A 24,474-nucleotide genomic window follows, 5' to 3' on the forward strand; every position below is an offset into this window, starting at 1 on the left:
CGCTCCATGCCCGGAATACCGCTGTTCTGGCGGCACCGGCACAGGACCGATGCCGAACGCGGGAGGCTATCGAGCCTGGTCCCGGCCGGCAACCTCCCTCTCGCCGCGGGGCGTGTGAACCGCCGCACCGTCGCGTGGCGCGCCGTCGCGTGGACGCTCGACAGGCGCGCCGCGCAGACAGGCGTCTCTCGGGTCGGGAACTCCGCTATGCTCCCGCGCCGCGACGTGTTTCCGTGCGAGAGGCGAGGCGGATTGGGCACCAACGAGGAGGGACCGACGCGCGCGCTCGGCACGGCCTTCCGGCGGCGCGCGGCCGCGCTCGCGGGCTGCGCCGCGCTGTCGCTGTGCGCCGAGGCACAGGCCGCGCCTCAGGCGGGGGCTGGCGCGCCGCCGCCCATGGTCCCGGGGGCTCTGCCGGCGCGCGAGGCGCCGCCGGCAGAGCCTGCTACGCCGCCACGGCCTCCCGCCGCGGCGCCGCTTTCGCCCAGCGCGAAGCGCCCTGTGCCGGACTACGACGGTCGCCCGGACGAGGCGACGAGCACCGGCGACGCGCTGCTCTGGGTGCCGCGCGTCGTGCTCTTCCCCGCTTACCTCGCCAGCGAGTACCTGGTCCGGCGGCCGCTCGGCGTTCTCACCGTCGCGGCGGAGCAGGGCGAGTGGATCAAGGAGCTCAAGGACATCTTCACCTTCGGGCCGAACAACAGCATCGGCGTCGTCCCGACGGCGCTCCTCGACTTCGGCTTTCGCGCGAGCGTCGGCGTTTACTTCTTCTATGATGACCTGTTCGTCCCCGGCAACGAGCTCCGCGTCCACGCCGCGACCGGCGGGGTCGACTGGTGGAGGCTCACGATCGCCGACAGGATCCCCCTCGGCGGGCGCGCTCACCTGAAGCTCCGCGGCGAGGCGGACACCCGGCCTGACTGGCTGTTTTCCGGGATCGGCCCGCGCTCGCTGGAGCGCAGCTGGGCCCGCTACAACGCCCGCAGCGTCGAGGGGACCGCGACGCTCCACGCCGATTTCGGCGCGTTCAGCTTCGTCGAGGCGACCACCGGCGCGAAGACCGTCGACTTCCACGACATCTGCTGCAAGCCGACGGTCGGCTTCCGGGTCGCGCGCGGCCATTATCCGATGCCGCCGTCGTACGACACGGGAACCACGGCCTACCGGATCGGGGGCCGTGCCGGCCTCGACTCGCGCCTGCCGCGCCCGGCGCGGGGCCACGGCGTCCGGCTGGAGCTGTCCGGAGAGCACGCCGCCGACCTGGAGCGGCCGCTGGAGAGCCGGTGGATCCGCTACGGCGGCTCGCTGGGCGGGTTCGTCGATCTCACCGGGCACGACCGCATCGTGAGCCTCGTCCTCTCGGCGGCGTTCGCCGACCCGCTCGGCGCCGCGGAGGTCCCCTTCACCGAGCTCGCCGAGCTCGGCGGCGACGCGCCGATGCGGGGTTTCCGCGAAGGGCGCCTCCGCGGCCGGAGCGCCGCCGCGGCGACGCTCGAGTACCGTTATCCTGTCTGGGCGTTCGTCGATGGCACGGTGCAGGTCGCCGCGGGCAACGTGTTCGGCGAGCACCTCCGCGATTTCGATCTCGACCTGCTCCGCATGTCGTTCGTGCTCGGCCTGCGCACGAGCGGTGAGCGAGACCACTCCATCGATGTCCTGATTGGCTCGGCGACGGAGACCTTCGAGCAGGGAGCCGGCCTGCAGGAGCTGCGGTTCATGGTGGGCGCGACCCACGGCTTTTGATCGAGCGGCTGCGAATGTCCTGCGGGGACCTGAAGCATCCCCTCGAACTTTTCAGGGAAATTCACAGGGAGGCGGGGAGACGGGGAGTAAAATCCCAAAAATCTCCCCGTCTCCATGCCTCCCTGTTCAATTTCTCACCCCAAATGAAGGATTTCTCAGGGTGAGGACCTCAGTCGGGCGGCTCGGCGTCGTCGGGGCGCTCGATGCCGACAAGCTTGTAGCCGCGGCGCGGGCCGAGGTCGTAGAGGTGGGCGCGCAGCGGACCGGGCGCCTGCCCGTTCAGGACATCGACGATGGCGTAGCGCGAGGGCGCGTCGTCGGGCGCGCCGCCGTCCGCGGCGATGTGGGGGAGCGAGAGGCACACGCGGCCGTCCGGCGAGGGGCGCACGACCGGCCTGGCGCGCAGGGCGAGCGCCTCGCCGGTGTACATCGCGGCCTCGTAGCGGAGGTCTTGCGGGCGCGCGACGCCGGTGCGCCGCGCGAGATCGACGCCGCACAGCGCCGCCGGCGAGGCCAGGGCCACGTCGGCGATGGGCGACAGGCGCGTCAGGTACCGCGCCATGATCGCGCGCTGTCGCGAGAGGAGCTTGCCGATCAGGAAGGCGGTGTGGCGCGGCGCCGTGAAGTCGCCGGTCCGCACGGCGGCCTCGACGAGCTCCGGCGTGAAGCGCGCGAGCGTCCGGGCGGCCCAGGCGCCGTCGAGCTCGGTCATCCGCCCGAAGGCCGGGTTGGGGTAGCCGCCGCGCCAGGCTTCCGGCCGGAAATCGCGATCGCTGAAGAAGCCGAAGATGTCGCCCTGCGGATCGTGGCTCGCCCGGTCCCAGGGCCGCTCGGGGATGCCGAGCGTCACGAGGTCGAGGAGCGCGTACCCGGCGTCGAAGTAGAAGGCGTGGCCGAGGCGCTTCGAGATCTCCTCCCACTCCCACTCGCTGCCGAAGCAGTCGCCGAGATCGATGGTGTAGTGGCGCACGTGGCCCGGCGACGCGTCCTTGTCCTCCGGGTCCTCGGCGAGCCAGACATCCATCGAGTTCTGCTCGCGCGAGTCGAAGTGGTTGAGCCAGGCGGCGAGCAGGCGCCCCCCGCGCAGGTCGCGCCGGTCCTCGTGCGGGATGACGTCGTTCGGGTCGTCCTCCCGCGTCCCCTCGTACCTGAACGGGCCGAGGGCGCGGCCCGGGAGCCAGCGCGAGGCGACCATGCGGACCCGGTCGCCGCGCTTCGAGGCCTTGGCGAGCACGCCGTCGAGCGCCGCCTGATCGAAGGGCCTGGCGACGCCGCTGTTGTCGGTCACGGTGAGCCCGGGCGACAGCTTCAGGATCGACGGCTTCAGGTAGACCACGCTGTCGCACGGCGCCCAGAAGCCGGCGGCGTGGTAGAGGCGCGCCGCGATGGCGGTCGCGCCGGTGGCCCGCTCGGGCTGGTCCGAGGGGTCGGCCTTGAGCATGAACTTGCCGACGCCCTCGACCTTGATCCGGAAGCCGGGGTTCGCGCCGTTCGGCTTGCCCATGTCGATGACCCAGGACCCGTCCGGCGCCTCGGGATCCAGCGTCCTGTCGCCGCACGGCCCGCGCACCAGCTCCTCGACGGAGAGCGGCCGCTTGCCGATCCGGTTCGTGAACCAGCTGGAGTCCGGCACCTCGTCGACGCTGTTCACGTTGGCCGCCTCGCCCCCCGGATCCACGGCGAAGAACCGCGTCACCGGGCGGAAGACGAGGTTGTCGGCGGCGTCCCACGCGAACGAGGACTCGTAGGGCGCGGGCGAGCAGAGGCGGTGCTGCGGATCGTCGCTGGGCGCCTCGGGATCGGGCCGGCAGGGCAGCGAGACGGGGCTCAGGTCGGCGTCGCGCCAGACCGGATCGCGCAGGGGGAACCGGCGCACGTCGCCGCTGCACGCCGCGCTGAGCAGGGCGAGCAGCGGGAGCGAGCAGGTGAGCGGCGCCTTGGGCATCGGCGGGTGATGGTAGTGGAGAGGGCGCCGCTCGGGGCGGTTTTCGATGAATCGAGCGCGGGTGAGCGCGGGTGAGCGCGGGCTCGTCAGAAGCCTTCTTGCCGGAGCCGCGCGATCACGGAGCGGTAGAAGTCGATATAGAGCCAGGGGTTCCCGTCGCCCGGACTCTGTCCGAAGAGCTGGCCTATCTCGTCGAAATGGTCGGCCGGGATACAGCCCCAGAAGTCCCCCCACCGCGCGTCCCGCGCGCGCACCAGGCCGTCGTTCGGGAACGACTCGCCGATGCCGCCGTCGAGGAGGGTCTCGGTCAGCGACAGCAGCGGGTGGACCGGATCGAGCCCGTCGTCGAACTGCGCGACGAAGGGCGCGGGGGTGAGCGTCGCGCAGTCCCTGCCGCCGCGCGCGCGGTTCGTCCGCCCGCCGAAGGAGGCATAGAACACCCCGGGGGAATCGGTGAACCTCGCGTTGAACTCCGCGATGCCCGGCGTCGAGAACTGCTCGAGCGCCGCGAAGACGCTCGTCTCGTTGCCTATCTGATCGTAGAGCGGCGCGCCGATCGCGTTGATGAGATCGTCCAGGATGTCCTGCAGGCGCTCGTGGGCGACGAGCTCGAGCGCCACGTCGGCGACCTTCGAGCCCAGGTGGGGTGTGGCGACGGTGACGATGGAGGCGACGAGATCGGGCCTGTCGTGCGCGACAACGCGCGCGTCGAGCCCCCCCTGCGAGTGGGCGATGATGTTCACCTTCTCGTGGCCTGTCGCGTCCAGGATCTGCTCGATCCGCGCGAGCAGCTGCGCGCCGCGGACCTCGGAGCTGTTGAAGGGGTCGACGGCAGGCGTGAAGATCGTCTCGCCGCTCTCGGCGAGGGTCTCTTTGACGTTGTAGAAGTAGCTGACGTATCCCGCGCCCGCGAAGTCCTCGAATCCGAAGAAGCCGTGAGCGAACACGATGGGATACGGCGGGCCGAGCTTCCCTGACGGCCAGCCGCCGCCGGCTTCGCCCGGGTCGCCCGGCGAGCCCGACGAGCTCGTCCAGACGCCCGAGGCGGAGCCGCCGCCCGCGCCCGTGAGCACGTCACCGGTGCTCGCCGGCGGATCGAACTGCTCCCCGGCCGCGCTGCAGCCCGCGAGGAGCGCACAGGAGACGACCATCGCACACCCTACGAGACCAGCGATCACCCACTGTCGCATTGACGAGCCCCCGTGTGAGACTTGCACTTACGCGAACCACCAACAGGCGATGACGAGGATGCTTACGAAGAAAGATCCAGCACGACCACCTCCTGCCGGAATCAGCTCAGACTCTGCTGATGGGATGCTGATGTCAAGCGCTGTCGGAAATTTGAACCATTCGAGGCGTGCAGCGCATTGCGTCGCGGGCAGCGGCGGGCCTTCTGCCAATGCAGCGCGTGTTTTGACGCCGTGCTGGCGCATTGCGTCGCGGACCGGCGTTATTTTTCCATGCGGAGGGGCGGGCCGGCTCCGGTAGGTTCGTGGGCCATGCGATCTGTCCAGAGCTCGTTTGCGCTTGTCCTGGTGGGTACCCTGGCCGCTTGCGGTGGCGCGGCGCCTCCTCCGTCGGAGCCGGATCGTGCGGAGGCCGAGGTGGCTGCTGCGGCGCCGGCCGCGAAGGAGGGTGAGGCGGCGGAGGGTGAAGGTGGGAAGAAGGAGGAGGACGCGGCGGCCGAGGCGTCACGGCAGATCCCGACGACGTGCGAGCAGCGGGGCAACGAGTGTTTGCCGCCGGTGGCGTTCGTGAAGCGGCTCTGCAGCGGGTTCCACCCGGACGTGGCGCTCACCCTGTTCGCGAAGGGGTCGCCGTTCACGCGCGGGTACCTGACGCGGGACACCGAAGCGGTGAACGCCTCTGGCGGGTCGTCCTCGAACGACAAGCTGGTCTTCGATGAGGAGGTGCTGATCCTCTATCACCGGGAGCCGGAGACCGGGGGCATGGTCGTGAGCGGCGCCGGCGGCGGATACGAGGTCCTGCGATGGGACGGGACGTGCGCCACGCTGATGGCGGAGGAGGTCCGGCAGCACGTGCCGCCGAAGCCGAAGTTCGCGGCGATCCCGTGGAAGAGCCTCGATCAGAAGACGCGCGACGCGTTCCTGGCCGACGAGAAGACGGGCAAGCTCATCATCGAGCGGAAGAGGGAGTGCAAGGGCGCGACGATGGGGGCGGTCACCGCGAAGTGCGAGAAGGTCGACAAGCAGATGGCGGCGGCGCTGATCGCGTACGTGCGCAACGGCGGAGCGCTGCCGGCGCCGGGGCCGCTGCCCTGAGGGGCGGCGGGCGAGGCGGGGGTGAGGGCGAGCGGAGGTGAGCGGAGGGAGACGGAGGGCGAGGCCAGGCGGCCGAACGGGCCGAGCGAGCCGAGCGGCACGCGGCGAGCGGGCCGGGGCGCTCCCGGATGGGGTGGGCGGGAGCGCCGCCGGGCCGATGGAGGGCGGCGGGACTGCGGTCGCGGGGGGACCGCGGTCGCGATCAGCTACTCCGGCTTGTCCTTGGGCGCGACGTAGTCGGGCGGGAGCTGCGCGGCCTCGTCCCCGCCGGTGAAGAAGTACTTGTCGAGCTCGGTCATCCAGATCCGCTGGCCGGCCTCGGAGATGAGGTCGAGGCGGTACTCGTTGATGAGCATCTTCGAGTGCTCGAGCCACATCCGCCACGCCTCCTTCGAGACGTTGTCGAAAATCCGCTTGCCCAGCTCGCCCTTCAGCGGCGGCTTCTCCAGCCCCTCCGCCTCACGGCCGAGCTTCACGCACTGGACCATCCTCGCCATAAGTTGCCCGACTCCTTTTCCTTTTCGCGGGCTTCTTAGCCGAGCTGCGAGGAGCCGTCGAGAGCGGCAGGCGCGCAGGCGAGGTCAGCGAGGGGGGGCGACCACGGGGGGGGGGGGCGACCAGGTAGCGGCCCGACCAGACCAGGCGGGCGAGCGGACGGCACCAGGTTGGGGCAGCTGGAGCCGGGCAAGGCCGGCGGAGGCGCGTGGAGGCAGCAGGAGGCAGCAGGAGGCAGGAAAGATGGAAGAGTCGGACGAATCGGCCCCGGCCGGCGCACGGCGCCGTCCGCGACGGCGTCAGCGACGGAACGATCTGACACCGAAGGGTTGACGGCGGCACGGTTTCTAGCAATATTCGGTCCGTCTGAACGAACCACGAGGGGGCGATCGGCTTCGACGTGGGGACTGAAGGTCTGTCTGCGTGCTGGCGGCTCCTGCTCCGCCTATCAAGCGGGACGTTACAAGTGCGAACGACAACGCATACGCTGTCGCGGCCTAATAACCGCTAAGCCATCCGAGGAGAAGGTCGTCCTAGTACTCTAAGGGTGTCAACCACAGGGCTGGGTCGCGTGAGGACGCCCTCGATAACGCGGCCGAGATTCAGTGAGGGATAGGTCGCAGCCGAATCTACGAACGCCGTCGCCGGCGCATGGCGACTACGCACGTGAACGAAGGTAGACTGGATGCCTTGCGGACCCGGGTTCGATTCCCGGCGCCTCCACCGAGAAGACACGGCGAGAGCCGTGTCTTCTGCTTTTTGTGTGACCTGCGTGTGACCTGACGACTTCCGGGGACATCCTTCCCCGTGGTGCCGCGATGAACCGCGACGAGCTGCTGGACCGGATCTCCATCGACCCGAACGTCTGCTTCGGCCGGGCCTGCATCCGCGGGCACCGGATCTGGGTGTCGCTCGTCCTCGACTTCCTTGCCAGCGGCATGTCCGTCCAGGAGGTGATGGCCGAGTACGGGATCGAGGAGGCCGACGTCCTCGCCTGCATCGCCTACGGCGCCGAGATGGCGCGGTTCGCCGACGTCGGGGTGCCACAGGATGCATGAAGTTCAAGCTTGACGAGAACCTCGGTAGGCGAGCGGCCGACCTGTTCCGAAAAGCCGGGCACGATGTCGCTACCGTGCCCGAGCAGGGGCTGTGCTCCGCCTCGGACCCGACCGTGATCGATGTCTGCAAGGCTGAGGGCCGGTGCCTGGTCACGCTCGACCTCGACTTCAGCAACCCGGTTCGGTTCAGACCTGCCGACTACCCCGGCATCGCCGTGCTGCGACTCCCCCCAAGGCCGAGCCCCAAGGACCTGACCGATTCGGTGCTCACGCTCATCGACGCCTTGGCCCAGTCCAGCATCGAGGGGAAGCTCTGGATCATCCAGCGGGGCAGGGTTCGCGTGTACACGCCGCAGCAGGAGCCGCAGTAGAGGGAGAGCCGTAGGCCGGCTGGCCACTCTACGGAACAGGAAGCGGACGGACGATGGGCCCGCCCTGAAGGCAGCTCGGTTCCTTGGCCCACCAGGGGGCATAAGTATACAACGGATATGTCGAACCTCGCATGATCGGGGTTCGGCCACTCCGCCCGGGATGTTACCAGCCCCCGCGGGCGGCGCCTTACTCGTCCGCCGAGCTTACGCGCTCGGCACCAAAAGAGCGATCGATATTCAGCATCGGCGACAACCGCGTTGCACCATCCGGGTTTCTGACAACGAGACGGACGTCTCGTTGTCAATCTTCGCGAACGTTCTGGACTCCAAGCATGACGGTAGCAGGATCCGCGGGGTTGCCGATCCCCCCCTCGCCGGGTCTCCGCAGCGGCAGCCTATCTTCGGAGATGCGCAGATAGGTCGCGGAAGTCGCTGCCTATTCACGGGAATACGCAGATATGCCGCAGAGCGTCGCGACCTATTCGCGGGAATACGGAGATTGGCCGCGGCGCCTCGCCGCCTACATGCTATAACCGGCCGCTAGGCCCTGCGACGCAACTGATTGCGACGTTAGGCCGACACACTTCTGCGGTACAGGCAACCGACATGCCCGCCCCTAAGACTGACAAGACTTCCAAGCTCACAGGCCGGAAGCCGGCCAAGCGCACTGCGGCAACAGGCAAGGCTGCTACGACTCTGCCGGAATCCATGGTGACCGGCAAGGCAAGCCCCGCAAAGGCTGCGGTCGGCGACAAGCCGGTCCTCGCATACATCGCCAGTCTGCCGCAGCCGCAGCGCAGCATCGCGGAACGCGTCGATGCTCTTGCGGCCAGGACGCTTCCCGGCCTGCAGCGCTCCGTGAAATGGGGCATGTCGTACTATGGCGTCGGCGACGGCTGGTGTTTCTGTTGCGGCGGATTCGCCGACCACGTCAAGCTGATGTTCGTGAACGGTGCAGCGCTCCAGCCGGTACCGCCAGTGACGCCGGTAGCGATGGGCAAATCTACTCGGGGCGTGGAGCTTAAATCAGTGGACGACCTCGACGAACGCCAAATCGCGGCATGGATGATTCAGGTCGCGGCCGTGCCCGGTGTCGGGGGGAAGAAGCGGTAGGCCCGAAGATGGATGTCGATCGCGTTGGTGTTAGACGGCGGCCTAACAAGCGGCTGCAGGCCGACGGTGCCGCGCTACGCACGTCCCCGCGGCTGAGCCGCGAGGCGTTGGCCAGTTGCACGTGGAGGGACGTTTCGGAGATCAGCCCGCTCTCGGCGAGGATCGCCTCTGGCGGGATCGTGACCGGCGACGGTCCTTTCGGCGCGGCGCGGAGGTAAACGCCGCCGACATGCTGGGGATGCCATTGGCCCAGTCTTGGAAGCCCCTAGTCTTGGAAGCCCATCGAGACAGCTGCGGCGCCGGGTTTGCCCGGGTTCGCGTTCAGATCGCCGGCGCCTCCACCGTCACCAGGGATGCCGAACTTGATAGGAGAGTCGGGCTCGACGTTGGGGCCCAGGTCGGCGGTATGTGCCACGGCAAGAGAGTGTCCTCCGTGGCCTCCACCGCCCCGACCGCCGTTGCCGCCTTTCCCGCCATCACCACCACGGCAGCCTGGCTGCGACCCGGCCCTGTTGCCTCCGCCAGTGCCGCCGTACCCACCGACGCCGCCGTACTGGCCCTTTCCGCCTCGCCCGCCATTGCCGCCCCGACCCGTGTTGATGCTGGTTTTACTCACGTGGACGCTGGCGTGGTAAGACAGAATCCCAATGCTGGATCCACCTGGACCGCCGCCCTTGCCGGGCTTGCCGCCGCAGCCGCCAGCACCGCCGGAACCGCCCGAAGCGCCGCCCTGTGCCGCTCCTGTGCCGCAGAACATGGCTCCGCCGCGCGAGCCGCCCCCACCGCCGCCGCCGTAGCCATGCTGCCCCGTCTGGCCATCCTCGCCAGCGCTGCCTTCTAGCCCTGTGTCTGTGAGCCTCCCCTGCCCTGACGCACCGTTACCGTTCGCGCCGTCATCCCCCACCAAGCCGCGCGTTCCATCTGTGCAGGACATGACGTCTTGCCCAGTTCCACCCAAGCCGTACGCCATCGGGTTGGTGACTGGCACAGGGTCGCCACTTTCGCCGTCGCTACCATCGCCCTTGGTACCGACGCCGCCCATCCCGCCTGAGGAAACGCCGTCGTCACATGCGGTGGTGACCCGCGCCCCTCCCGTCACGACGTCCGCAGAGCACGCCACGGCTCCCGGGTTCCCTGGTGCGCCCTCCCGTGCTGATTCGGCGCTTCCGTCAGCGCCAGCGGCCCCATCCGCGCCGTCACCGGCGACGATCTCGCTCAGGCGCACGTCCACCGTCACCCCCGGCAGGGCGCGCATGGCGATGGAAGAGCCGCCCGGAACCGTCGCGTCGTGCGCGACCATCCGCATCCTGGTGAGCGTCGTGGCGACGGAGCTTCGGGGTTCGGACTCGGCCGCGTCGTCCGCAACCGTGAGCGGGATCCGGTTCGGTCCTGGAGCGATCGTGGTGAGCTCGCCGAGCGGATGCAGCGGCCAATGTTTACGGGGATCGCGACAATTGAGCCCACCCCATACCTCCATACCTGCTGGCACGCGCACTTCTACGTTGAAGCTATCGGCACACACGTAGACGCGCATTCCATGGTCGCGGGCGAGATCGAACGCACGCGCGAAGGTGGCCACGGGTTTGTCTCGCGTGCCCGGACGATCGTCACGGCCATCCACGGTTAGGTAGATACCCTCGCAGTCGACTGGGCGGCTGGGAATACCGTGATCGGCATTGCAGTCTACCACCGGTGTGCACGTGAGCGTTTCCTCGCAAGGTTCCCACGCTCCCGGATCAGCACTGCACCCGAGCGTCCCGATCCCCGCAGACATGGCGACAACAAGCAGCCGAGGCCATTCCTCGGACGCTTCGTGCCACCGGTTGCGCCTCGACAGTGAGCTCATCATCCTCTCTCCTCGTATCGATGCCACTTACTCTGGCGCAGCGGGGTTTGGGTCGTTCGGATCGTCGGTAACGAAGGGAAGAAACTCGGCTACCACGCCATCGTCACCTGCGCTCTCGGTGGCGTCTGGGTCGCCACCAGGTCCACCCTTGCCCGCGGTTCCGAGCGCGAACGTCGCCTCGACCTCCTCCCGCGTCACCTCCGTGGCCCCTAGATACGCGATGCCGACCGAATGGCCGCCGAGCCCACCGCCTCCGCCGCCTCCGGGCCCCCCGTTGCCGCCATCGCCGCCGCGGCACCCTGGAAGTGTGTCAGGCACCGCTCGTCCGCCATCGCCGCCGGGGGCTCCGCTACCCCCCGGCAGCCCCGCCCCGCCCGCCCCACCCCGGCCGCCGCGTCCCGTCTCGATCGTCGTCCCGCGGATCTTGATCTTGGACCCCCTCGTGGCGATACCGATGCTCGCGCCCCCGGCAAAGCCACCTTTCCCCGGCTTGCCGCCGCAACCGCCAGAGCCGCCTGAACCGCCGAATGCACCCCCGATCGGGCCTGCACCGCAAGCCATGGAACCCCCCCTCGCGCCACCGCCCCCACCGCCCCCCTGGCCAGGGCGCCCGATTTTGCCGTCCTGTCCCTTACCCAGAGTAACACCCCACCTGACGGCGCCTGGGCGCCTCCCTCCTTGCCCCTGCGCACCAACGGCACCGTCGAGGCCGCGCTGCCCATCGCTGCACGCCGTACTTCCCAGCTGGCCCACGCCTCCGGCACCGGCGCCGGTCGGGTTGGGATCTGGGAGAGGCTCCCCGTTCCCAGCTCCGGAGCCCTGATCCACGAGCCCGAGGCCGCCCTCGCCGCTGACCGATCGCCCGTCGTCGCACTCGGTTGTAACGGCCGGCGTCCCTGCCATGGCGTCCGCCGTACACGCGTCTGCCCCCGGGCGTCCTGGCGTTCCGTCGGATGCTGCCGCGCCCTCAGCCGCGGCTCCAGGCTCGCCGTCTGCTCCGTCTCCAGCGACGATGCGGCTGTCGATCACTTCGATCTCGCTGCCATCACGGAGGTAGATCGGAATCGAGCTTCCGCCCGGCTTTCCACCACGCCCGGTGATGACCTCGCTCGCCATGAGCTTGAGCTGGACCCCTTCGAGGGTTGCTATCCCGATGGAGCCTTTTTGGACGTGGTCCACATCGTTGCCGTCGGGGGCCAGGAACCGCAGGTTGGCAAACGTAAGTCCCTGTCCGCCAAACCGCACCACCTGCGGGACGGGCCCCTCTGGAGCAACGACAGTCCTCGCGCTGGCACCGAGGTGCCGCCAGCCGTTCGTGCAGTCGAACCCGCCCCAGATGCTTATGCCGTAGAACCAAAGCGTTTCTTCGAAAGTTTCCGCGCACGCGTAGACGCGGTGACTGCCCATGTCTGCAAGATCGAGGGCTTTCGAGAAGGTCTTCACCGGCTCCGCGCGGCTGCCGGGGTTCGCGTCGTCTCCCAGGCTTGAGCTGACGAAAATACCGCATCCGTCTTCCGGCGTTCTCACCAAGGGGTCATCGTCGCAGACGGGTACCCTATCCGGACCGGAGGAACACCCGCACAAGAAGGCAGCGATTCCGTACGCGAGCGCGATGGGCACCATGATAGCCACCCCGCGCCGACTTTTCGATGAGGTATCCATGTCCCGGAGCTCCACGTTCGTCACCATGCACCGATTATTATCAGCCCCGCGTGCTGTCCGCTCACCGTCGGAACGACACGCACGCCATCGCTGGGCGGCGAGGCTTGGCCCACGAGCAGAGACGCGAGCGTCAGCACACCGATCGCGCCGCCGGACGCAAGGGTCACCCAGCCGGCTTTCTTCAGGAGATCCCGCTTCCCTTGCAGGTCGCGCAGCTCCGAGCACGCGCGCGGTGCGTTCGGGCGGGCACATCGGCTCGCGTCCCCGTCTGCGCCACGCAGCGCGGTAGCTCGATCGTGGAGCTCATCCTCTGTGTAGGCACTCCAGATCAGCAACCCGCCGCCGGCTGCCATGGTTGCCCCCGCCACGACCGCGCCCGCGATGCGCAGCTTCGACGCCGTGGAGGACGGCTCCACGGAGGACGACGCCTGCACCGGTAGCGCTGAGCTCCGCATCGAGGTTTCCTTCGAAGGAGCGCCCGGCGCTGCGGCGCGCGGTACCTGCAGCGAGAGGGTCGTCGACTTCCCGGCCTGCGCGTCGAACGAGGCGAACGCCTCCTCATGACCCGCCAACCGGGCCCGCACCATGTGCTGCCCGGGGTCCAAGAACAGCCGGTAGGTCCGCGCTGGCGCGCTGATGGGCTTGCCGTCGATGAGCACCTCGGCATCGGGCGGGTCGACAGACAGGTAGAGGGTCGCGACATGCGGCGCAGCCTTGCGCTGCCCGGCCTCGAACCGCAGCTGTAGTTCAAGGGGCAGGACGTTGCGCTGCTCGAGACTCCAGGCGAGATGCTCGGCAGCATCACGGTACTTGCGCAGCTCGAGCTCACACAGGCCGAGCTCTCCGGCGATCTCGGCGCGCTCCTTCTCCGTGTTCGACGCCGGGTCTGTCGCATCGAGCGCCGCGTTGTAGGCCGCGTGTGCCTGGGTCCACCGACCTGCGTCACGGGCTATCTGCGCACGGCGAACATGGTCCTTCACCGTCGAGCTGCCACTTCGCTCCAGCGTCGAATAGATGTCCTCGGCGCTGGCAGGGCTCGTGTAGACACCAGCGGCGCCAAGCATCAGGCAGAACAACAACGAAGGCGCAACGTCACGCATGCGCGGAAGGTACTTACGCCCGGCGCGCGGCGTCAACCGCGACAAATTCGCATGGAGTGGACGTTTTGCCAGGCAAAGATCGGCCCGACGACGTAAAGGCGCCCGTCGACCCCTCCGAGCAGTGGAGCCGCCCAGGTACGCAGATCACGAAGCGCACATTATCCTACCAAAGTTGACCCACCCTGCTCTTTCTTGAACCCTTCCGGCCAGCTCAGGGGTGCTACCAGCTGTGGGCAAGCCAGCACGAACTCCCCCCCACTTCGAGCGCTTCCGCCGCCTCATCAGACGGGTCGGTGTCCCCGCGCGACACGCCGAGGACCTCGCGCAGGAAGCGCTCCTGCGGGACTGGGAGGCGAGAGGGCGGCTCGAGCCGGGCGTGGATCCAGCGCCGTACTCCGTCACCATCGCCTTGAACCTCGCCCGCAGTCACCTGCGGGATGCGAGCCGTCGGGGTGAGGTCCTCACCCCGTTCGACGAGCACGACTTTCACGGGGACCAACCGAGCCCGGAAGCCTTGCTCCGGAGGCAGGAGCGGGAAGCAACCATGCGCGACCTGATCGAGCAGGTCGACCCCAAGTACCGCGACCTCTTGGTCGAGCACGAGATCGAGGAGAAGTCGCTCGCCGAGATCGCCGCCAAGCTGGGGCTCAAGCTGGACACCGTGAGGAGCCAGCTCCGCAGGGCACGCGAGCAGCTGGACGAGGCGAAGCGGCGCTGGATGGCGCAGCAAGAATTCCGGGGCTGGGACAAGGAGCCCTGCGTTCCGGTGGCGTTCGGCCTGTTCCGTCGCTCGTGGTGGACGACCGCGCTGCACCTGCAGAAGGTCGGGGCGACGGTCTTCGCGCAGGCGGCGCTCGTCGTGCTGGCAGGCGCCGTCGTCGCGACAGCTCCACGCTCGTCAAGCTCGGTCAGTACGACCCCGCGGGTACGGCCGGCAGCGGTCCACGTCGGCGCGGCCACGCCCCTGGAGCAGGACCCCGCGCCGCCCGTCAGTCAGCCGGACGTGCATCCAGCGGCTCCCACGATTGAGCCCCTAGTGCAGGAGGTCGCACGGCCCGGCGGGCAACCACCGGCCGCGATGAACGGCATGCCCGTTTCGCGGGCCGCAACAGCTTCGCGTTCCTCGCCGCCCGTACGCGCCGTACGCACGGTCGCGAGCGAGCGCGAGAAGGACCTGATCCTCCAGGCGCGCAAGGCCATCGAAGCCTACAACGCCAGGGCTGACGTCGAGGCCCGACGCCTGCTCGACATGCACGCCATGGAGTTCCCTCGGGGTCAGCTGGCCCGGGAGCGCGAGGCGCTGCTGCTGCAACTTCGCTGAATCGGCGGCCGGAGCGCCCCGCGCTCAGAAGGCCGCCGAGGACGGCGGCAGCGCGTCTCGAAGGCAATGCATTTCGCGCCCAGATAGCCACAAGTCCGCCGTGAGGGTGATCGCGGCGATGCGGCAGGAGGCGATCGCGCACGCGGCCGTGAGCGCCACCGATGCAACAGGCGTGCTGGTGCAGAATCCAGGGGCGTGCCGCCGGGGGCACTTCTCGGTCGCCATCGCCGACCACGATCACGTCTTTTTGCACTATCGACGACGGCCGGCTGCCACTGGACAACAACCGGAGCGAGCGCGAGCTGAGGGCCTCGCAGAGCTGCGGCTCGCGGGCATCGAGATCGGCCTCGGCGTCGACGGCCTCTCCGAGAAGCCGGGCGCCGAGATCCCCGCGAACGAAGCGCCGGTGATCGGCGGGGGCGCCCTCGCTCCGCAGGGGCTCGAGTTCGGCGGGAGCGCGGTCGTGAACTGGGATTACCAGATCCGGAACAAGGGTGTCGCGCTCGGCCTCGGCGACCACACCGCGGTCCTGCTCCGCGGCTGGTCGTCGTCGACCAACGTCGTCTTCACCGCGGCCAGCTGCAATCACGGCGCCTGCGCCGGCGCGTCCTCCATGAACACGCACTGCACGATGAGCGGGTTCCGGACCGACGACGGCACGCACACGCGCTATTTCTACTCCGAACCCTCGGGCTCGACGAGCCAGGTGAGCGGCGGTTGCTCGACGGAATACGGCTGGGACAGCGGCAAAAACCAGCACAACTGCAATGACGACGCCGAGCTCCAGCGGGACGCGATCTACAATGATTCGTGGCAGTCCACCACGGCGGGCCCCTGCAGCACGCGGGGATTCCACAACTGGTCGCCCGGCTGCCACTGAACCGTATGAGCTGTAGCTGAGGCAGCGACGGCCCGCCTCGCGCGGCGCCGCTCCGAAACGCAAGCGTGGCGGCAATCGACCGTGGCCCGAGCTCTTGCGCCGCACATTTGCGGTCGATGTCCTCGAGTGCCCAGCTTGCAAGGGGCGGCCGGCTCGCGCGACGACCGCCGCACGAGCGCGCGCCGGGGCCGGCGCCCGCGCCCCTGCCCCGCTCCTCCGGACGTGGCCTCCGACGTTGTCCCCTCGCGTGTCACACCTGCTCCCGTTCTCCTCCTCGCCCTTGCGATGACGGTCGCTCGACGACAAGCCCTCTCCCGCGTCCCTCGTCGACGACGCGGTGGAACGCGGCGCTTCGCCGGGCGCTCGACGTGGATCGCGGCCGCCGCGCAGGGGGCGAACTCGGGAGGAGGCGATCGCGAAGCGAGGCGCTCCACATCTCGACACCGAAGGCTCAAGCGATGTAACCTGCCAGCCTGGACATGACTCAGCCCGACAGCTCGAGTAGCACGATCGACGACTTTCTCCTGCACTGTGCGGATATGGTGTTCATGGCGCGAGAGAGCGGCGCGCTGCTCCGCGTGAGCCGCGCCCTCACGCGAGCGATGAGCGCCGAGCTCCACGACGCGGCCCAGCGAGCGGGGCTCGCCGCGCTGGTGCACCCCGACGACAGGGGCTCGTTCGACGAGGCGTGGAGGCGCCTCCGCGCCGCGGCGGAGCCCATGGTCCTCGATCTGAGGCTGAAGACGGCGGACGGCTCGTTCAAGCATTTCCAGTGCACGGCGCGGTGGGTGCCCGAGAGGGAAGAGGTTTATGGGACGCTCCGCGACGCCGAGGAGCGGCTCAAGCACGAGATTCAGCTCAAGCTCCTCAAGGCGATCAACGACAACCTCCCTGTCTGCCTGTGGGCGATCGACGAGCGAGGCGTCTTCGTGCTCCACGACGGCAAGGGGCTCGCGTCGGCCGGGCTCAAGCCGGGGCAGTTCTTGGGCCTCAACCTGTTCGACATCTACCCCCCGGAGGGCACGGTGGAGCTGCGCAAGGCGCTCGCGGGCAAGATGTCTTATTTCATGAACGAGGTCCACGGCGTCCACTGGGAAGCCTGGTATCTGCCGATCCAGAACGAGCGGGGCGAGGTCACCCACGTCGCGGGCATCACCCTCGACGTCACGGCGGCGAAGCGCACCGAGCACGAGCTCCGCGCGAAGCTCGATCTCATCGAGAGGCAGCAGCAGGTCATCCGCTCGCTGTCGACGCCGATCATCCAGGTGTGGGACCGCGTGCTCACGCTGCCTCTGGTGGGCACGTTCGACAGCGTGCGGGCCGCCGACGTGATGGAAGGCGTCCTCCGCGAGGTCGTCCGGACGCAGGCGCGCCACATCATCCTCGATCTCACCGGGATCGAGGTGATGGACACCGCGACGGCGGACCACGTCCTGAAGCTCTCCAGGGCCGTCAAGCTCCTCGGGGCCGACGTGATCATCACAGGGATCAACCCCGCGATCGCCCAGACCATCGTCGGGCTCGGCGTGGACCTCACGTCGCTCGAGACGCGCGCGACGCTGCGTCAGGGCCTCGAGCACTGCATCCGAACGATGAAACAATGAAACGATGAAACAATGAAACGATGAAACGATGAAACAATGAGCCGCGAGGCCCAGTAGCCGCGCTTGACGGGGCTCGCTCGTGTATTTATAGTATCTCTTTGGTCCTTGACGACACGGGGGGCGCCAACGAAGGAGGCGGTTTCCATGAGCGCGTACAGCGGTCGTTTCAGCAGCTTTCTGCGTCGTGTCTTTCCGGTTGTCTCCACGCTCGCGCTGGCGGGCGCCGTCACCGTGATGCTCGCGCGACCGGCGGAGGGCACGCCCCCTGGCGGCCTGCCGGAGCTCCAGGCGCTGCACGAGATCGAGCAGCTCGAGTACTGCTACGCGGCCGGGACCGACGCGATCGGCCGCGGCGATCTGGTGAAGGGCAAGCAGATCTATTCGGAGTGCTTCACGCCGAACGCCCCGGTCCTGATCTGGGAGGCCGGCGCCGATCCGGGCGATCCGCCCGTCGTCTCGGTGCCCAGCGCCGAGGCCTGGGCCGACTTCATCGACGTGCTCTTCGCCGACTCCGGTTATGTCAGCACGCAGCACCTCATCAGCAACATCCGTATCGACATCCTCCCCGGCGGCAACCAGGCGAAGATCACCTCGTACCTGATCGCGACGCACATCACCGACCCGCTGGGCGGCGTCCAGGTGGCGCACGGCACCTACGAGAACGACGCGGTCAGGACGCCCTCCGGCTGGAAGCTCAGCAAGCGCACGTTCCGCACCCAGGCCTTCATGCCCCTGGAGGCGCCGGCTCCCTGAGCGAGGGGCGCAGCCCCGAACGCACGTCCCAGACACGGGCTTTCATGCCCATCGACGCGCCGCCGGCGCGCATCTCCAGCCGATGCTCCAGCACGCAATGCTCAGGCGCGACGGCCAGCACATCGAAGCCGTGCCAGCCGTCGAAGCCCTGGGGCCCGGTGAACCGGAATCGAACGCGCCGGCCCTCCGCGTGATCCGCCACGAAATAACGGATCGGCCCGTGGCCGCCCGCCGCGCCCACGCCGAGCGGCCGGTCGAGCTCCATCCGCGGCCACGCGTGGCGCGGCCACAGCGCGTCCTCCAGCGATGCCAGTGAATCGATGAGCGCGCCGACACGCTCGGGGGAAGCACGCAAGAGCCTCCGGTGGACATTCACGACGTACATGCGCACCTCCTTGCCGCCTTCATCGATGGCTAAGTGCGCCTCTCAGGCGCCACCGCCATCCACGCGCCGTGCTCCAGCGCCGCACGGACCCCGGGAGCGACGGCCGGTCGCGGTTGCTTCACCCAGCGCGGGGTGAGCGACAGCGCCGGCGAGAAGACCAGCGCCATCCAGACCGGAAACGGCATGGCCCGCATTTCCCCGGCCTCGGTCCTCCGCTCCACCCACCGCCGGAGCTCCGCGAAGCCCTCCGCGTTCGCCTCTTCCCACTGGCCGGGGCCACCGGTCAGCTCCCCGCTGCGCCGCAGCTCGTGGAGCAAGCGGGCGCGGTCCGGGTGCTTCACGACCCACTCCAGATAGGTCCGGATCATCCCTCTCACCCCGCGCTGCGCGGACGCCCGCCCGCGGATGGGCTCCAGCAACGCCGCGTGGAAGCCGCTCAGCGTGTGGGCATACAGAGCGTCGGCCAGCCACGCCTTGGTCGGGAAGTGATGGTAGAGGCTGCCGTTGCTCACCCCGGCCTCCTGCCGCACGAGATCCATGGAGGCGGCGCCGAAGCCGTGCTGAAGGAACACCCGCGTGGCGGCCTCAAGCACCTTCTCGCGTGTGGTCTCACCGGTGGGGGACGCGCTCACTGATAGAGTGATACTCTAGAGCATAACTCCAGTCAAGCGCCCCTGCGCCGCGCCGCCGGAGCCCGCCGCTCGTCTTCTGCTCGACGGTGCGTCCGGGGGGATCGGGAGCGCTCCTTCGCTGGCGGCTTCCGGCCACCCCGAGCTCGCCCCGCCTTCCCGGGTGGTGGTCGCATTTGCCCCGACAGAGCTCGTGCGCCATCCCACGCGACACGCGACACGCGACACGCGACACGTGACCGAGCGCCGGATGAACACCCCGTCGTCCACCCCCTCTGTCGTCCTCGGCGGCGCGACCGGCTCACTGCGCTACGAGCCGGTGGTCAACCTCCTGCCCCGGAAGCCGACCGAGTGGATCTACCTCGAGGTGCCGCTCGGCGGCGGCAACGGCTGGGAGCTCGTAAAGGGTCGAGAGTCGCTGGCCGACATCCGCTGGCTCGAGATCCAACTTCGTCGGGGCGGTGGTCACCGAGAGAGCGGCTGCAGCGGCTCGGGTGGAAGGGCGCCTGACCGGGAGGGCGCGGGGCGCCTCGCCCGATCCAGCGCTCAAGGAGCGCTCGACTTCACGCTCGCCCCCCGGCGTCCGTTCGCCTCGATGGCGCGGCGCGGAAGGCGCGGCGGTACGCCTGCGGGCTCGTGGTCACGAGCCGCTGGAAGTGCTCGCGAAAGGCGGTCGGCGAGCCGAACCCGACCCTCGTCGCGATCGACTCCACCGAGTGCCCCGTCGTTTCGAGCAGCTGCTGCGCGCGGCGCACGCGGGCCCGGAGCAGCCATTGGAGCGGCGTGGTGCCGGTCTGCTCGCGGAAGCGGCGGCTCAGCGTGCGCACGCTGAGGGCCGCGCGCCGCGCGATGTCCTCGAGCGTGAGCGGCTTGTCGAGGCTCTCCTCGATCCACCGCAGCAGCGGCTCGAGCGACGAGCCGTCCGGCGCGGGCGGCTCGTGGAGGATGAACTGCGACTGCCCCCCGTCGCGCTCGAGCGGCATCACCGAGAGCCGCGCCGTGTCCGCGGCCACGGCCGAGCCGTAGTCGAGCCGCACCATGTGGAGGCAGAGGTCGAGCGCCGCCGCGGCGCCCGCCGACGTCAGAAACTGCCCCTCATCCACGTAGAGCACCTTCGGGTCGACGCGAATGGCCGGGTGGCGGCGCGCGAGCTCGTCCGTCGCGAGCCAGTGGGTCGTGGCGCGGCGCCCGTCGAGCAGCCCGGTCGCGGCGAGGAGGAACGCCCCGGTGCACATGGAGGCGACGCGGGCGCCCGAGGCCGCCGCGGCGCGGACCGCGTGCAAGAGCGCCTCCGGGACCGGAACGCTCGCGTCGGCGACGCCCGGAAGGATGATGGTGTCCGCTCGCGTCAGCTCGTCGAGGCCGCAGCGCACCCGGAGGTCGAACGCTCGGGCGCTCACCTCGCGCGTCACCCCGCAAACACGGACTTGATACCCGGCCCGACCCCCGGGCAGCCGGACACACCCGAACACCTCGCAGGGCGTCGACAGGTCGAAGGGGACGACCCCGTCCATCGCGACCACAGCCACGACGTGCATGGCTGAAAGATGCTTGATGTTCCACTTCATGCCAACGGTTTTATGATCCGGCGCGGGTTCGGGACGTTGGGCTGGCCAGAAGTCGTCGAAGATTGGCACGAACGCCCCTCGCGGGACCGTCCCGGCTGTGCCATACCCCGGCTGTGCCATATCCCGGCTGTGCCATATGCCGCGCGATGACGGCTTGATGCCACTGGCATCTCTAGGTTTCACCTGGATGGATGCGAGCATCGCCCCGGGTCGAGGAGATAGGTATGCGGATCTTCGTTGTCGGAGCCAACGGACGCCTGGGGCAGCGGGTCGTCGCGGAGGCGCTACGACGCGGCCACGAGATCACCGCGTTCGTGCGAGATCCAGGGGCGATCGTCGAGCGACCCGGGCTGTCCGTTCGAATCGGCGCGGTCGCCGACGAGCCAGCGCGGGTTCGCGAGGCCATCGCCGGGCACGACGCGGTGCTCTCGGCGCTGGGTAACCCGCTGTGGCTCAAGGGCAAGCGCGGCCCGGCGATCGTCGCGGCCGCGGCCGGCAACCTGGTCGCCGCCATGCGCGAGCAGGGCATATCGCGGATCGTCATGCCGCTGGCCTGGGGCACCGGCCAGAGCAATGCGCACGCATCGCCCCTCGTCCGCGCGGCCATTCGCATCTTGATCCGCCGCGACTACCGCGACTTCGACGCTGCCGAGGAGATCCTCGCGCGCTCGGGCCTGGCGTGGACCGTGGCGTATTTCGGCCGGCTGACCGACGCGGCGCCCTCCTCGGGCTGGAGCGTCTCCGCGGAGCTCCGCGCTCCCGGCCAGCTCGCGATCGCTCGCGACGACGTCGCCCAGTTTCTGGTCTCCGCCGCGCAAGACGACGCCTTCGCTGGCCGCCGGGTGGTCCTCAGCGGCGCCTCTCGACGAGGGACCTGAGATGAGCTCTCTCGATGGCAAGATCGTCGTGATCACGGGCGCCAGCTCGGGCATCGGCGCGGCGGCGGCCCGAGAGCTGCGGCGCCGGGGCGCAAGCGTCGTCCCCGTCGGGCGCTCGCCGCAGAAGACCGCGGCCCTCTGCGCCGAGCTCGGCGTGCGCGGCCACTCGGTCGATTTCACCCGCCTCGACGAGGTGCGGCGCCTCGCCCACGACCTCCTCAGCACGTTGCCGCGCATCGACGTGCTCGCCGCCAACGCCGGCGGGATCCCCGCCGATAGGCAACCCACCAGCTCGGGTATCGAGCCCATCTTCCAGGTAAACACCCTCGGCCCGTGGCTGCTGATGCGCCTGCTCGCGCCACGCTTGACGGGCGGCAGGGTCATCGCCACGTCCTCGCGCTCCCACACCGGGGCTACGCTGTCCTCCGACACCCTCGCCCGCATTTCAACCAGCACGGCGGGACTGGGGCATCACAATGTCTACGCGCGCGCCAAGCTGGCGTCGGGGATCCTCCTGCGCGAATTCGGCCGGCGACACCCGCAGGTGGTGGTCGCGGACTTCCACCCCGGCATCATCACCTCCGACTTCGGCCGCTACCTGGGCGCCGCTGGCGCCGCCCTGAAGGTCCTCGCCGCGCCGTTCCTCGACACGCCGGCCCAGGGCGCGCAGCGCCTCGTGCATCTGGCGATGACCGAGCGTGACATCCACGGCAAGTACTTCGTGAGCAACCAGCCCGCGGCGGGCTCTCCCCTGCTGAACGACTGCACCCTGGGGATCGAGCTATGGACGCTCGCCGAGCGCCTGGCTAGCCGGTAGATACCGACGCAACTGGCGCCTGCCACGCCGGCCCGCGCACGTGACGCGCATTGCTCTTGACCATCATCTGACCATCCGCGGCGGCGCCTGAAACTCGGGACGGACCGGACACGGTCGTTCGTGCTCTGCCAGCCCTTTCGCCGCTCCGCGGTCAGCGCGTCGAGATCATCGCGCTCGGCGAGGCGCAGCCGCAGGCATCCGTCGCCCCGGTTGCAGGTGGCTTGCGTGGTCAAATCCAGCTCAAAGACGACTTCGACACCCCTCTTCCTGACGACGTTCGGCGAGCATTCGAGGGAGACGGGCCTTGAAGTGGCTTCTCGATACGCACGTCGTGGTGTGGTTTGCCGCTCAGCCCGAGCGCCTGAGGTCGGAGGTCGTGGATGCGCTCCCGCACGTCGGCGGGGAGCTCCAGGCTGCGGGCCTCAAGTGGGGCCGTCGATGCCGGCCGCCGCTGGATCAACCGGGGAGCGCGGCGGTCAGGTCCAGCTCGACCAGCTGACCGGTGAAGCCGAGCGAAGCGACCCCGAGCAGGGTGCTGGCCGCACCGAAGGCCGGGCCGAGCGCCGAGTCGTTCAGTCGCTGCCACACCGCGCCCAGCACCTGGTCGTCGTCGCTGACCACGTAAATCACCGAGCGCACCACGTCGGCGGGCTGCGCCCCGGCCGCGTTCAGGACGGCCAGCGCGTTCGCTGCCACCTGGTCGGCCTGCGCGAGGTAGTCGCCCGCGCCGACCACGTTGCCGTCGAGGTCGAGTGGGCACTGGCCGGCGAGGAAGGCCAGCCGACCGGCCTCGACGATTGTAACGTGGTGATAACCGGGAGTTTGGTGGACGTCGGGCGGGTTGATCTTGACCAAGCGCATTGAGGGGGAAGGGAAAGCAACACAATTCGAGGATGTCAAGGTCCGTGCGCGTTGCTGGCTGTGAAGGTGCGCTGAAGGCACCATCGAGCCGGCCGGCGTCGCCCAGGCGAACGGAAAGCTGGCCGAGCCGAGCGCGGAGGCGAGCCTCGACCAGAGGCAGGCGCTCCGCATACCAGGGCTTGTCGCCCTCCAGGATCCTGGCGGTGACGAGCTCGCGCATTTTCCTGGGAGCAGGCGCCGTGGATGGCGTGCGTATCCTGCGGCCCGAGACTCTCGCCTTGATGACCTCCAACCGTCTCACGGAGCAGCAGCGCGCCACGGCTGAAGTGGGAGGCATGCCGCTCTTCCGGGGCGGTCACGGGTTCGGGATGGGCGTCGCCGTGGTGCTCGATCCGAAGAAGGCCGAGCCCACGGCATCCCCGCGGCCGAGCGGCAAGACGTAAGGCCGCTCACGCGCCGGAGCGCTCGACCTCCTTGTCCGTGCTGCAGCGAGCAGCCGCCCGATGGTCTCGTGGGCAGCAGGAGCTGCGCGCGGTGACGGAGGCGGCCACGCTCTCCGGGCGGGAGCTCGGCGAGCTCCTTCGCCGCGAGGGGCTGCACGAGGCGCAGCTCGGCGAGCGGCGCAAGGCCGCGCCCCCGGAGCTGCCGGAGCAGGGCGCGAAGATTTTTTTCGAGCGACCGATGATTTCTCCGCGGGCGGGGGGTCCATGGAGCCGAAGGAGAACAATTTCATGTCCCACAAGCTCTTCGTCAGCCTGCCCATCAAGAACCTCGATCGCACCGTGGCGTTCTTCAAGGCCCTCGGCCTCACGTTCAACCCGAAGGTCACGGGCGACCAGGCCGCCTGCATGCTCATCGGCGAGCACGCCTACGCGATGCTGCTCGTCGAGCCGTTCTTCAAGACGCTCACCAAGAAGGAGATCTGCGACACCGCGACGCACGTGGAGGGGGCCTTCGGGCTCTCGTGCGCGAGCCGCGCCGAGGTGGACGCGATGGTGGCGAAGGCGCTCGCCGGCGGCGGCAAGGAGGCGGGGCCGCCGGAGGACCACGGGTTCATGTACAGCCGGAGCTTCGAGGACCTCGACGGGCACCACTGGGAGGTGGTGTGGATGGATCCAACGGCCGGGCAGTAAGCCGCACGGCTCTCGGCGGAAGAGAAGACA

General features: G+C 69.2%; 24 protein-coding genes and 1 other RNA gene. 15 read left to right on the top strand and 10 right to left on the bottom strand.

Annotation, left to right across the window (positions count from 1 at the left end):
* The first annotated feature begins 252 nt into the window (after positions 1 to 252).
* Complete coding sequence (locus WMF27_RS31205; RefSeq protein WP_437943213.1) at positions 253 to 1,743, top strand: BamA/TamA family outer membrane protein; 1,491 nt, start codon at positions 253 to 255, stop codon at positions 1,741 to 1,743.
* Between the two features lie 169 nt (positions 1,744 to 1,912).
* On the opposite strand, the gene WMF27_RS31210 is transcribed toward WMF27_RS31205, so the two are convergent.
* Positions 1,913 to 3,688: a hypothetical protein gene (locus tag WMF27_RS31210; protein ID WP_437943214.1), complete on the bottom strand. Its 1,776-nt coding sequence runs from the start codon at positions 3,686 to 3,688 to the stop codon at positions 1,913 to 1,915.
* 86 nt (positions 3,689 to 3,774) lie between these two features.
* Positions 3,775 to 4,839: an esterase/lipase family protein gene (locus WMF27_RS31215; protein WP_437765222.1), complete on the bottom strand. Its 1,065-nt coding sequence runs from the start codon at positions 4,837 to 4,839 to the stop codon at positions 3,775 to 3,777.
* 348 nt (positions 4,840 to 5,187) lie between these two features.
* Between WMF27_RS31215 and WMF27_RS31220 the strand changes: the two genes are divergently transcribed.
* On the top strand, positions 5,188 to 5,970 hold the full coding sequence (locus WMF27_RS31220; protein ID WP_437943215.1) for a hypothetical protein: 783 nt from the start codon (positions 5,188 to 5,190) through the stop codon (positions 5,968 to 5,970).
* A 206-nt stretch (positions 5,971 to 6,176) separates the two neighbouring features.
* Here the strand turns inward: WMF27_RS31220 and WMF27_RS31225 are convergent, their stop codons facing one another.
* Positions 6,177 to 6,467 carry an oxidative damage protection protein gene (locus tag WMF27_RS31225; protein WP_012238889.1) on the bottom strand — a complete coding sequence of 97 codons (291 nt, stop codon included), beginning with the start codon at positions 6,465 to 6,467 and terminating at the stop codon, positions 6,177 to 6,179.
* A gap of 379 nt (positions 6,468 to 6,846) precedes the next feature.
* On the opposite strand from WMF27_RS31225, the gene ssrA reads away from it, so the two are divergent.
* The 4 genes from ssrA (at position 6,847) to WMF27_RS31245 (ending at position 9,007) form a co-directional block, all read left to right on the top strand.
* Positions 6,847 to 7,191: a transfer-messenger RNA gene (gene ssrA, locus WMF27_RS31230) on the top strand.
* Positions 7,192 to 7,283: 92 nt separating this feature from the next.
* A complete protein-coding gene (locus WMF27_RS31235; protein WP_437765221.1) occupies positions 7,284 to 7,523 on the top strand; it encodes a DUF433 domain-containing protein in 240 nt (79 codons plus the stop codon).
* Entirely contained in the window at positions 7,520 to 7,894 is a 375-nt protein-coding gene (locus tag WMF27_RS31240; protein WP_437765220.1) for a DUF5615 family PIN-like protein, read from the top strand. Before WMF27_RS31235 ends, WMF27_RS31240 begins: the two co-directional genes overlap by 4 nt.
* A 606-nt stretch (positions 7,895 to 8,500) precedes the next feature.
* The gene (locus WMF27_RS31245; protein ID WP_437765219.1) at positions 8,501 to 9,007 is read left to right on the top strand and encodes a DUF1801 domain-containing protein; all 507 of its coding nucleotides are present in this window, start codon (positions 8,501 to 8,503) and stop codon (positions 9,005 to 9,007) included.
* 265 nt (positions 9,008 to 9,272) lie between these two features.
* Here WMF27_RS31245 and WMF27_RS31250 read toward each other — a convergent pair whose 3' ends face one another.
* On the bottom strand, positions 9,273 to 9,422 hold the full coding sequence (locus tag WMF27_RS31250) for a hypothetical protein (RefSeq protein ID WP_437765218.1): 150 nt from the start codon (positions 9,420 to 9,422) through the stop codon (positions 9,273 to 9,275).
* Between the two features lie 18 nt (positions 9,423 to 9,440).
* On the opposite strand from WMF27_RS31250, the gene WMF27_RS31255 reads away from it, so the two are divergent.
* Positions 9,441 to 9,848 (top strand): hypothetical protein, encoded by a 408-nt coding sequence (locus tag WMF27_RS31255; RefSeq protein WP_437765217.1) that lies wholly within the window; start codon positions 9,441 to 9,443, stop codon positions 9,846 to 9,848.
* A 1,032-nt stretch (positions 9,849 to 10,880) separates the two neighbouring features.
* On the opposite strand, the gene WMF27_RS31260 is transcribed toward WMF27_RS31255, so the two are convergent.
* A complete protein-coding gene (locus WMF27_RS31260; protein ID WP_437765216.1) occupies positions 10,881 to 12,542 on the bottom strand; it encodes a hypothetical protein in 1,662 nt (553 codons plus the stop codon).
* Positions 12,536 to 13,615: a hypothetical protein gene (locus WMF27_RS31265; RefSeq protein WP_437765215.1), complete on the bottom strand. Its 1,080-nt coding sequence runs from the start codon at positions 13,613 to 13,615 to the stop codon at positions 12,536 to 12,538. Before WMF27_RS31265 ends, WMF27_RS31260 begins: the two co-directional genes overlap by 7 nt.
* A 229-nt stretch (positions 13,616 to 13,844) precedes the next feature.
* Between WMF27_RS31265 and WMF27_RS31270 the strand changes: the two genes are divergently transcribed.
* The 4 genes from WMF27_RS31270 to WMF27_RS31285 all read left to right on the top strand — a co-directional run bounded on the left by WMF27_RS31270 (position 13,845) and on the right by WMF27_RS31285 (position 18,173).
* A complete protein-coding gene (locus WMF27_RS31270; RefSeq protein WP_437943216.1) occupies positions 13,845 to 14,936 on the top strand; it encodes a sigma-70 family RNA polymerase sigma factor in 1,092 nt (363 codons plus the stop codon).
* Positions 14,937 to 15,036: 100 nt separating this feature from the next.
* Positions 15,037 to 15,816 (top strand): hypothetical protein, encoded by a 780-nt coding sequence (locus WMF27_RS31275; protein ID WP_437765213.1) that lies wholly within the window; start codon positions 15,037 to 15,039, stop codon positions 15,814 to 15,816.
* Between the two features lie 548 nt (positions 15,817 to 16,364).
* Positions 16,365 to 17,420: an STAS domain-containing protein gene (locus WMF27_RS31280; protein WP_437765212.1), complete on the top strand. Its 1,056-nt coding sequence runs from the start codon at positions 16,365 to 16,367 to the stop codon at positions 17,418 to 17,420.
* A 144-nt stretch (positions 17,421 to 17,564) separates the two neighbouring features.
* Positions 17,565 to 18,173: a nuclear transport factor 2 family protein gene (locus WMF27_RS31285; RefSeq protein WP_437765211.1), complete on the top strand. Its 609-nt coding sequence runs from the start codon at positions 17,565 to 17,567 to the stop codon at positions 18,171 to 18,173.
* Here WMF27_RS31285 and WMF27_RS31290 read toward each other — a convergent pair.
* From WMF27_RS31290 to WMF27_RS31300, 3 genes are all read right to left on the bottom strand, one after another.
* Entirely contained in the window at positions 18,145 to 18,558 is a 414-nt protein-coding gene (locus tag WMF27_RS31290) for an SRPBCC family protein (protein ID WP_437765210.1), read from the bottom strand. The two genes, WMF27_RS31285 and WMF27_RS31290, sit on opposite strands and share 29 nt — an antisense overlap.
* A 29-nt stretch (positions 18,559 to 18,587) precedes the next feature.
* A complete protein-coding gene (locus tag WMF27_RS31295; RefSeq protein ID WP_437765209.1) occupies positions 18,588 to 19,190 on the bottom strand; it encodes a TetR/AcrR family transcriptional regulator in 603 nt (200 codons plus the stop codon).
* A 560-nt stretch (positions 19,191 to 19,750) separates the two neighbouring features.
* Positions 19,751 to 20,725 carry a GlxA family transcriptional regulator gene (locus WMF27_RS31300; RefSeq protein WP_437765208.1) on the bottom strand — a complete coding sequence of 325 codons (975 nt, stop codon included), beginning with the start codon at positions 20,723 to 20,725 and terminating at the stop codon, positions 19,751 to 19,753.
* A gap of 254 nt (positions 20,726 to 20,979) precedes the next feature.
* Between WMF27_RS31300 and WMF27_RS31305 the strand changes: the two genes are divergently transcribed.
* Positions 20,980 to 21,633, top strand: coding sequence for an NAD(P)-dependent oxidoreductase (locus tag WMF27_RS31305; RefSeq protein WP_437765207.1), 654 nt, complete (start codon positions 20,980 to 20,982; stop codon positions 21,631 to 21,633).
* Between the two features lies 1 nt (position 21,634).
* Positions 21,635 to 22,450, top strand: a complete 816-nt coding sequence (locus WMF27_RS31310; RefSeq protein ID WP_437765206.1) for an SDR family NAD(P)-dependent oxidoreductase — start codon at positions 21,635 to 21,637, stop codon at positions 22,448 to 22,450.
* 456 nt (positions 22,451 to 22,906) lie between these two features.
* Here WMF27_RS31310 and WMF27_RS31315 read toward each other — a convergent pair whose 3' ends face one another.
* Positions 22,907 to 23,311 (bottom strand): RidA family protein, encoded by a 405-nt coding sequence (locus tag WMF27_RS31315; protein ID WP_437765205.1) that lies wholly within the window; start codon positions 23,309 to 23,311, stop codon positions 22,907 to 22,909.
* 281 nt (positions 23,312 to 23,592) lie between these two features.
* On the opposite strand from WMF27_RS31315, the gene WMF27_RS31320 reads away from it, so the two are divergent.
* Both WMF27_RS31320 and WMF27_RS31325 read left to right on the top strand, forming a co-directional pair.
* Positions 23,593 to 23,754: a hypothetical protein gene (locus tag WMF27_RS31320; RefSeq protein ID WP_437765204.1), complete on the top strand. Its 162-nt coding sequence runs from the start codon at positions 23,593 to 23,595 to the stop codon at positions 23,752 to 23,754.
* Between the two features lie 288 nt (positions 23,755 to 24,042).
* Positions 24,043 to 24,444 (top strand): VOC family protein, encoded by a 402-nt coding sequence (locus WMF27_RS31325; protein WP_437765203.1) that lies wholly within the window; start codon positions 24,043 to 24,045, stop codon positions 24,442 to 24,444.
* Positions 24,445 to 24,474: the final 30 nt, after the last annotated feature.

This window comes from Sorangium sp. So ce281 (genome assembly GCF_051527395.1).
In the GTDB taxonomy this organism is placed as follows: Bacteria; Myxococcota_A; Polyangia; order Polyangiales; family Polyangiaceae; genus Sorangium; species Sorangium cellulosum_B.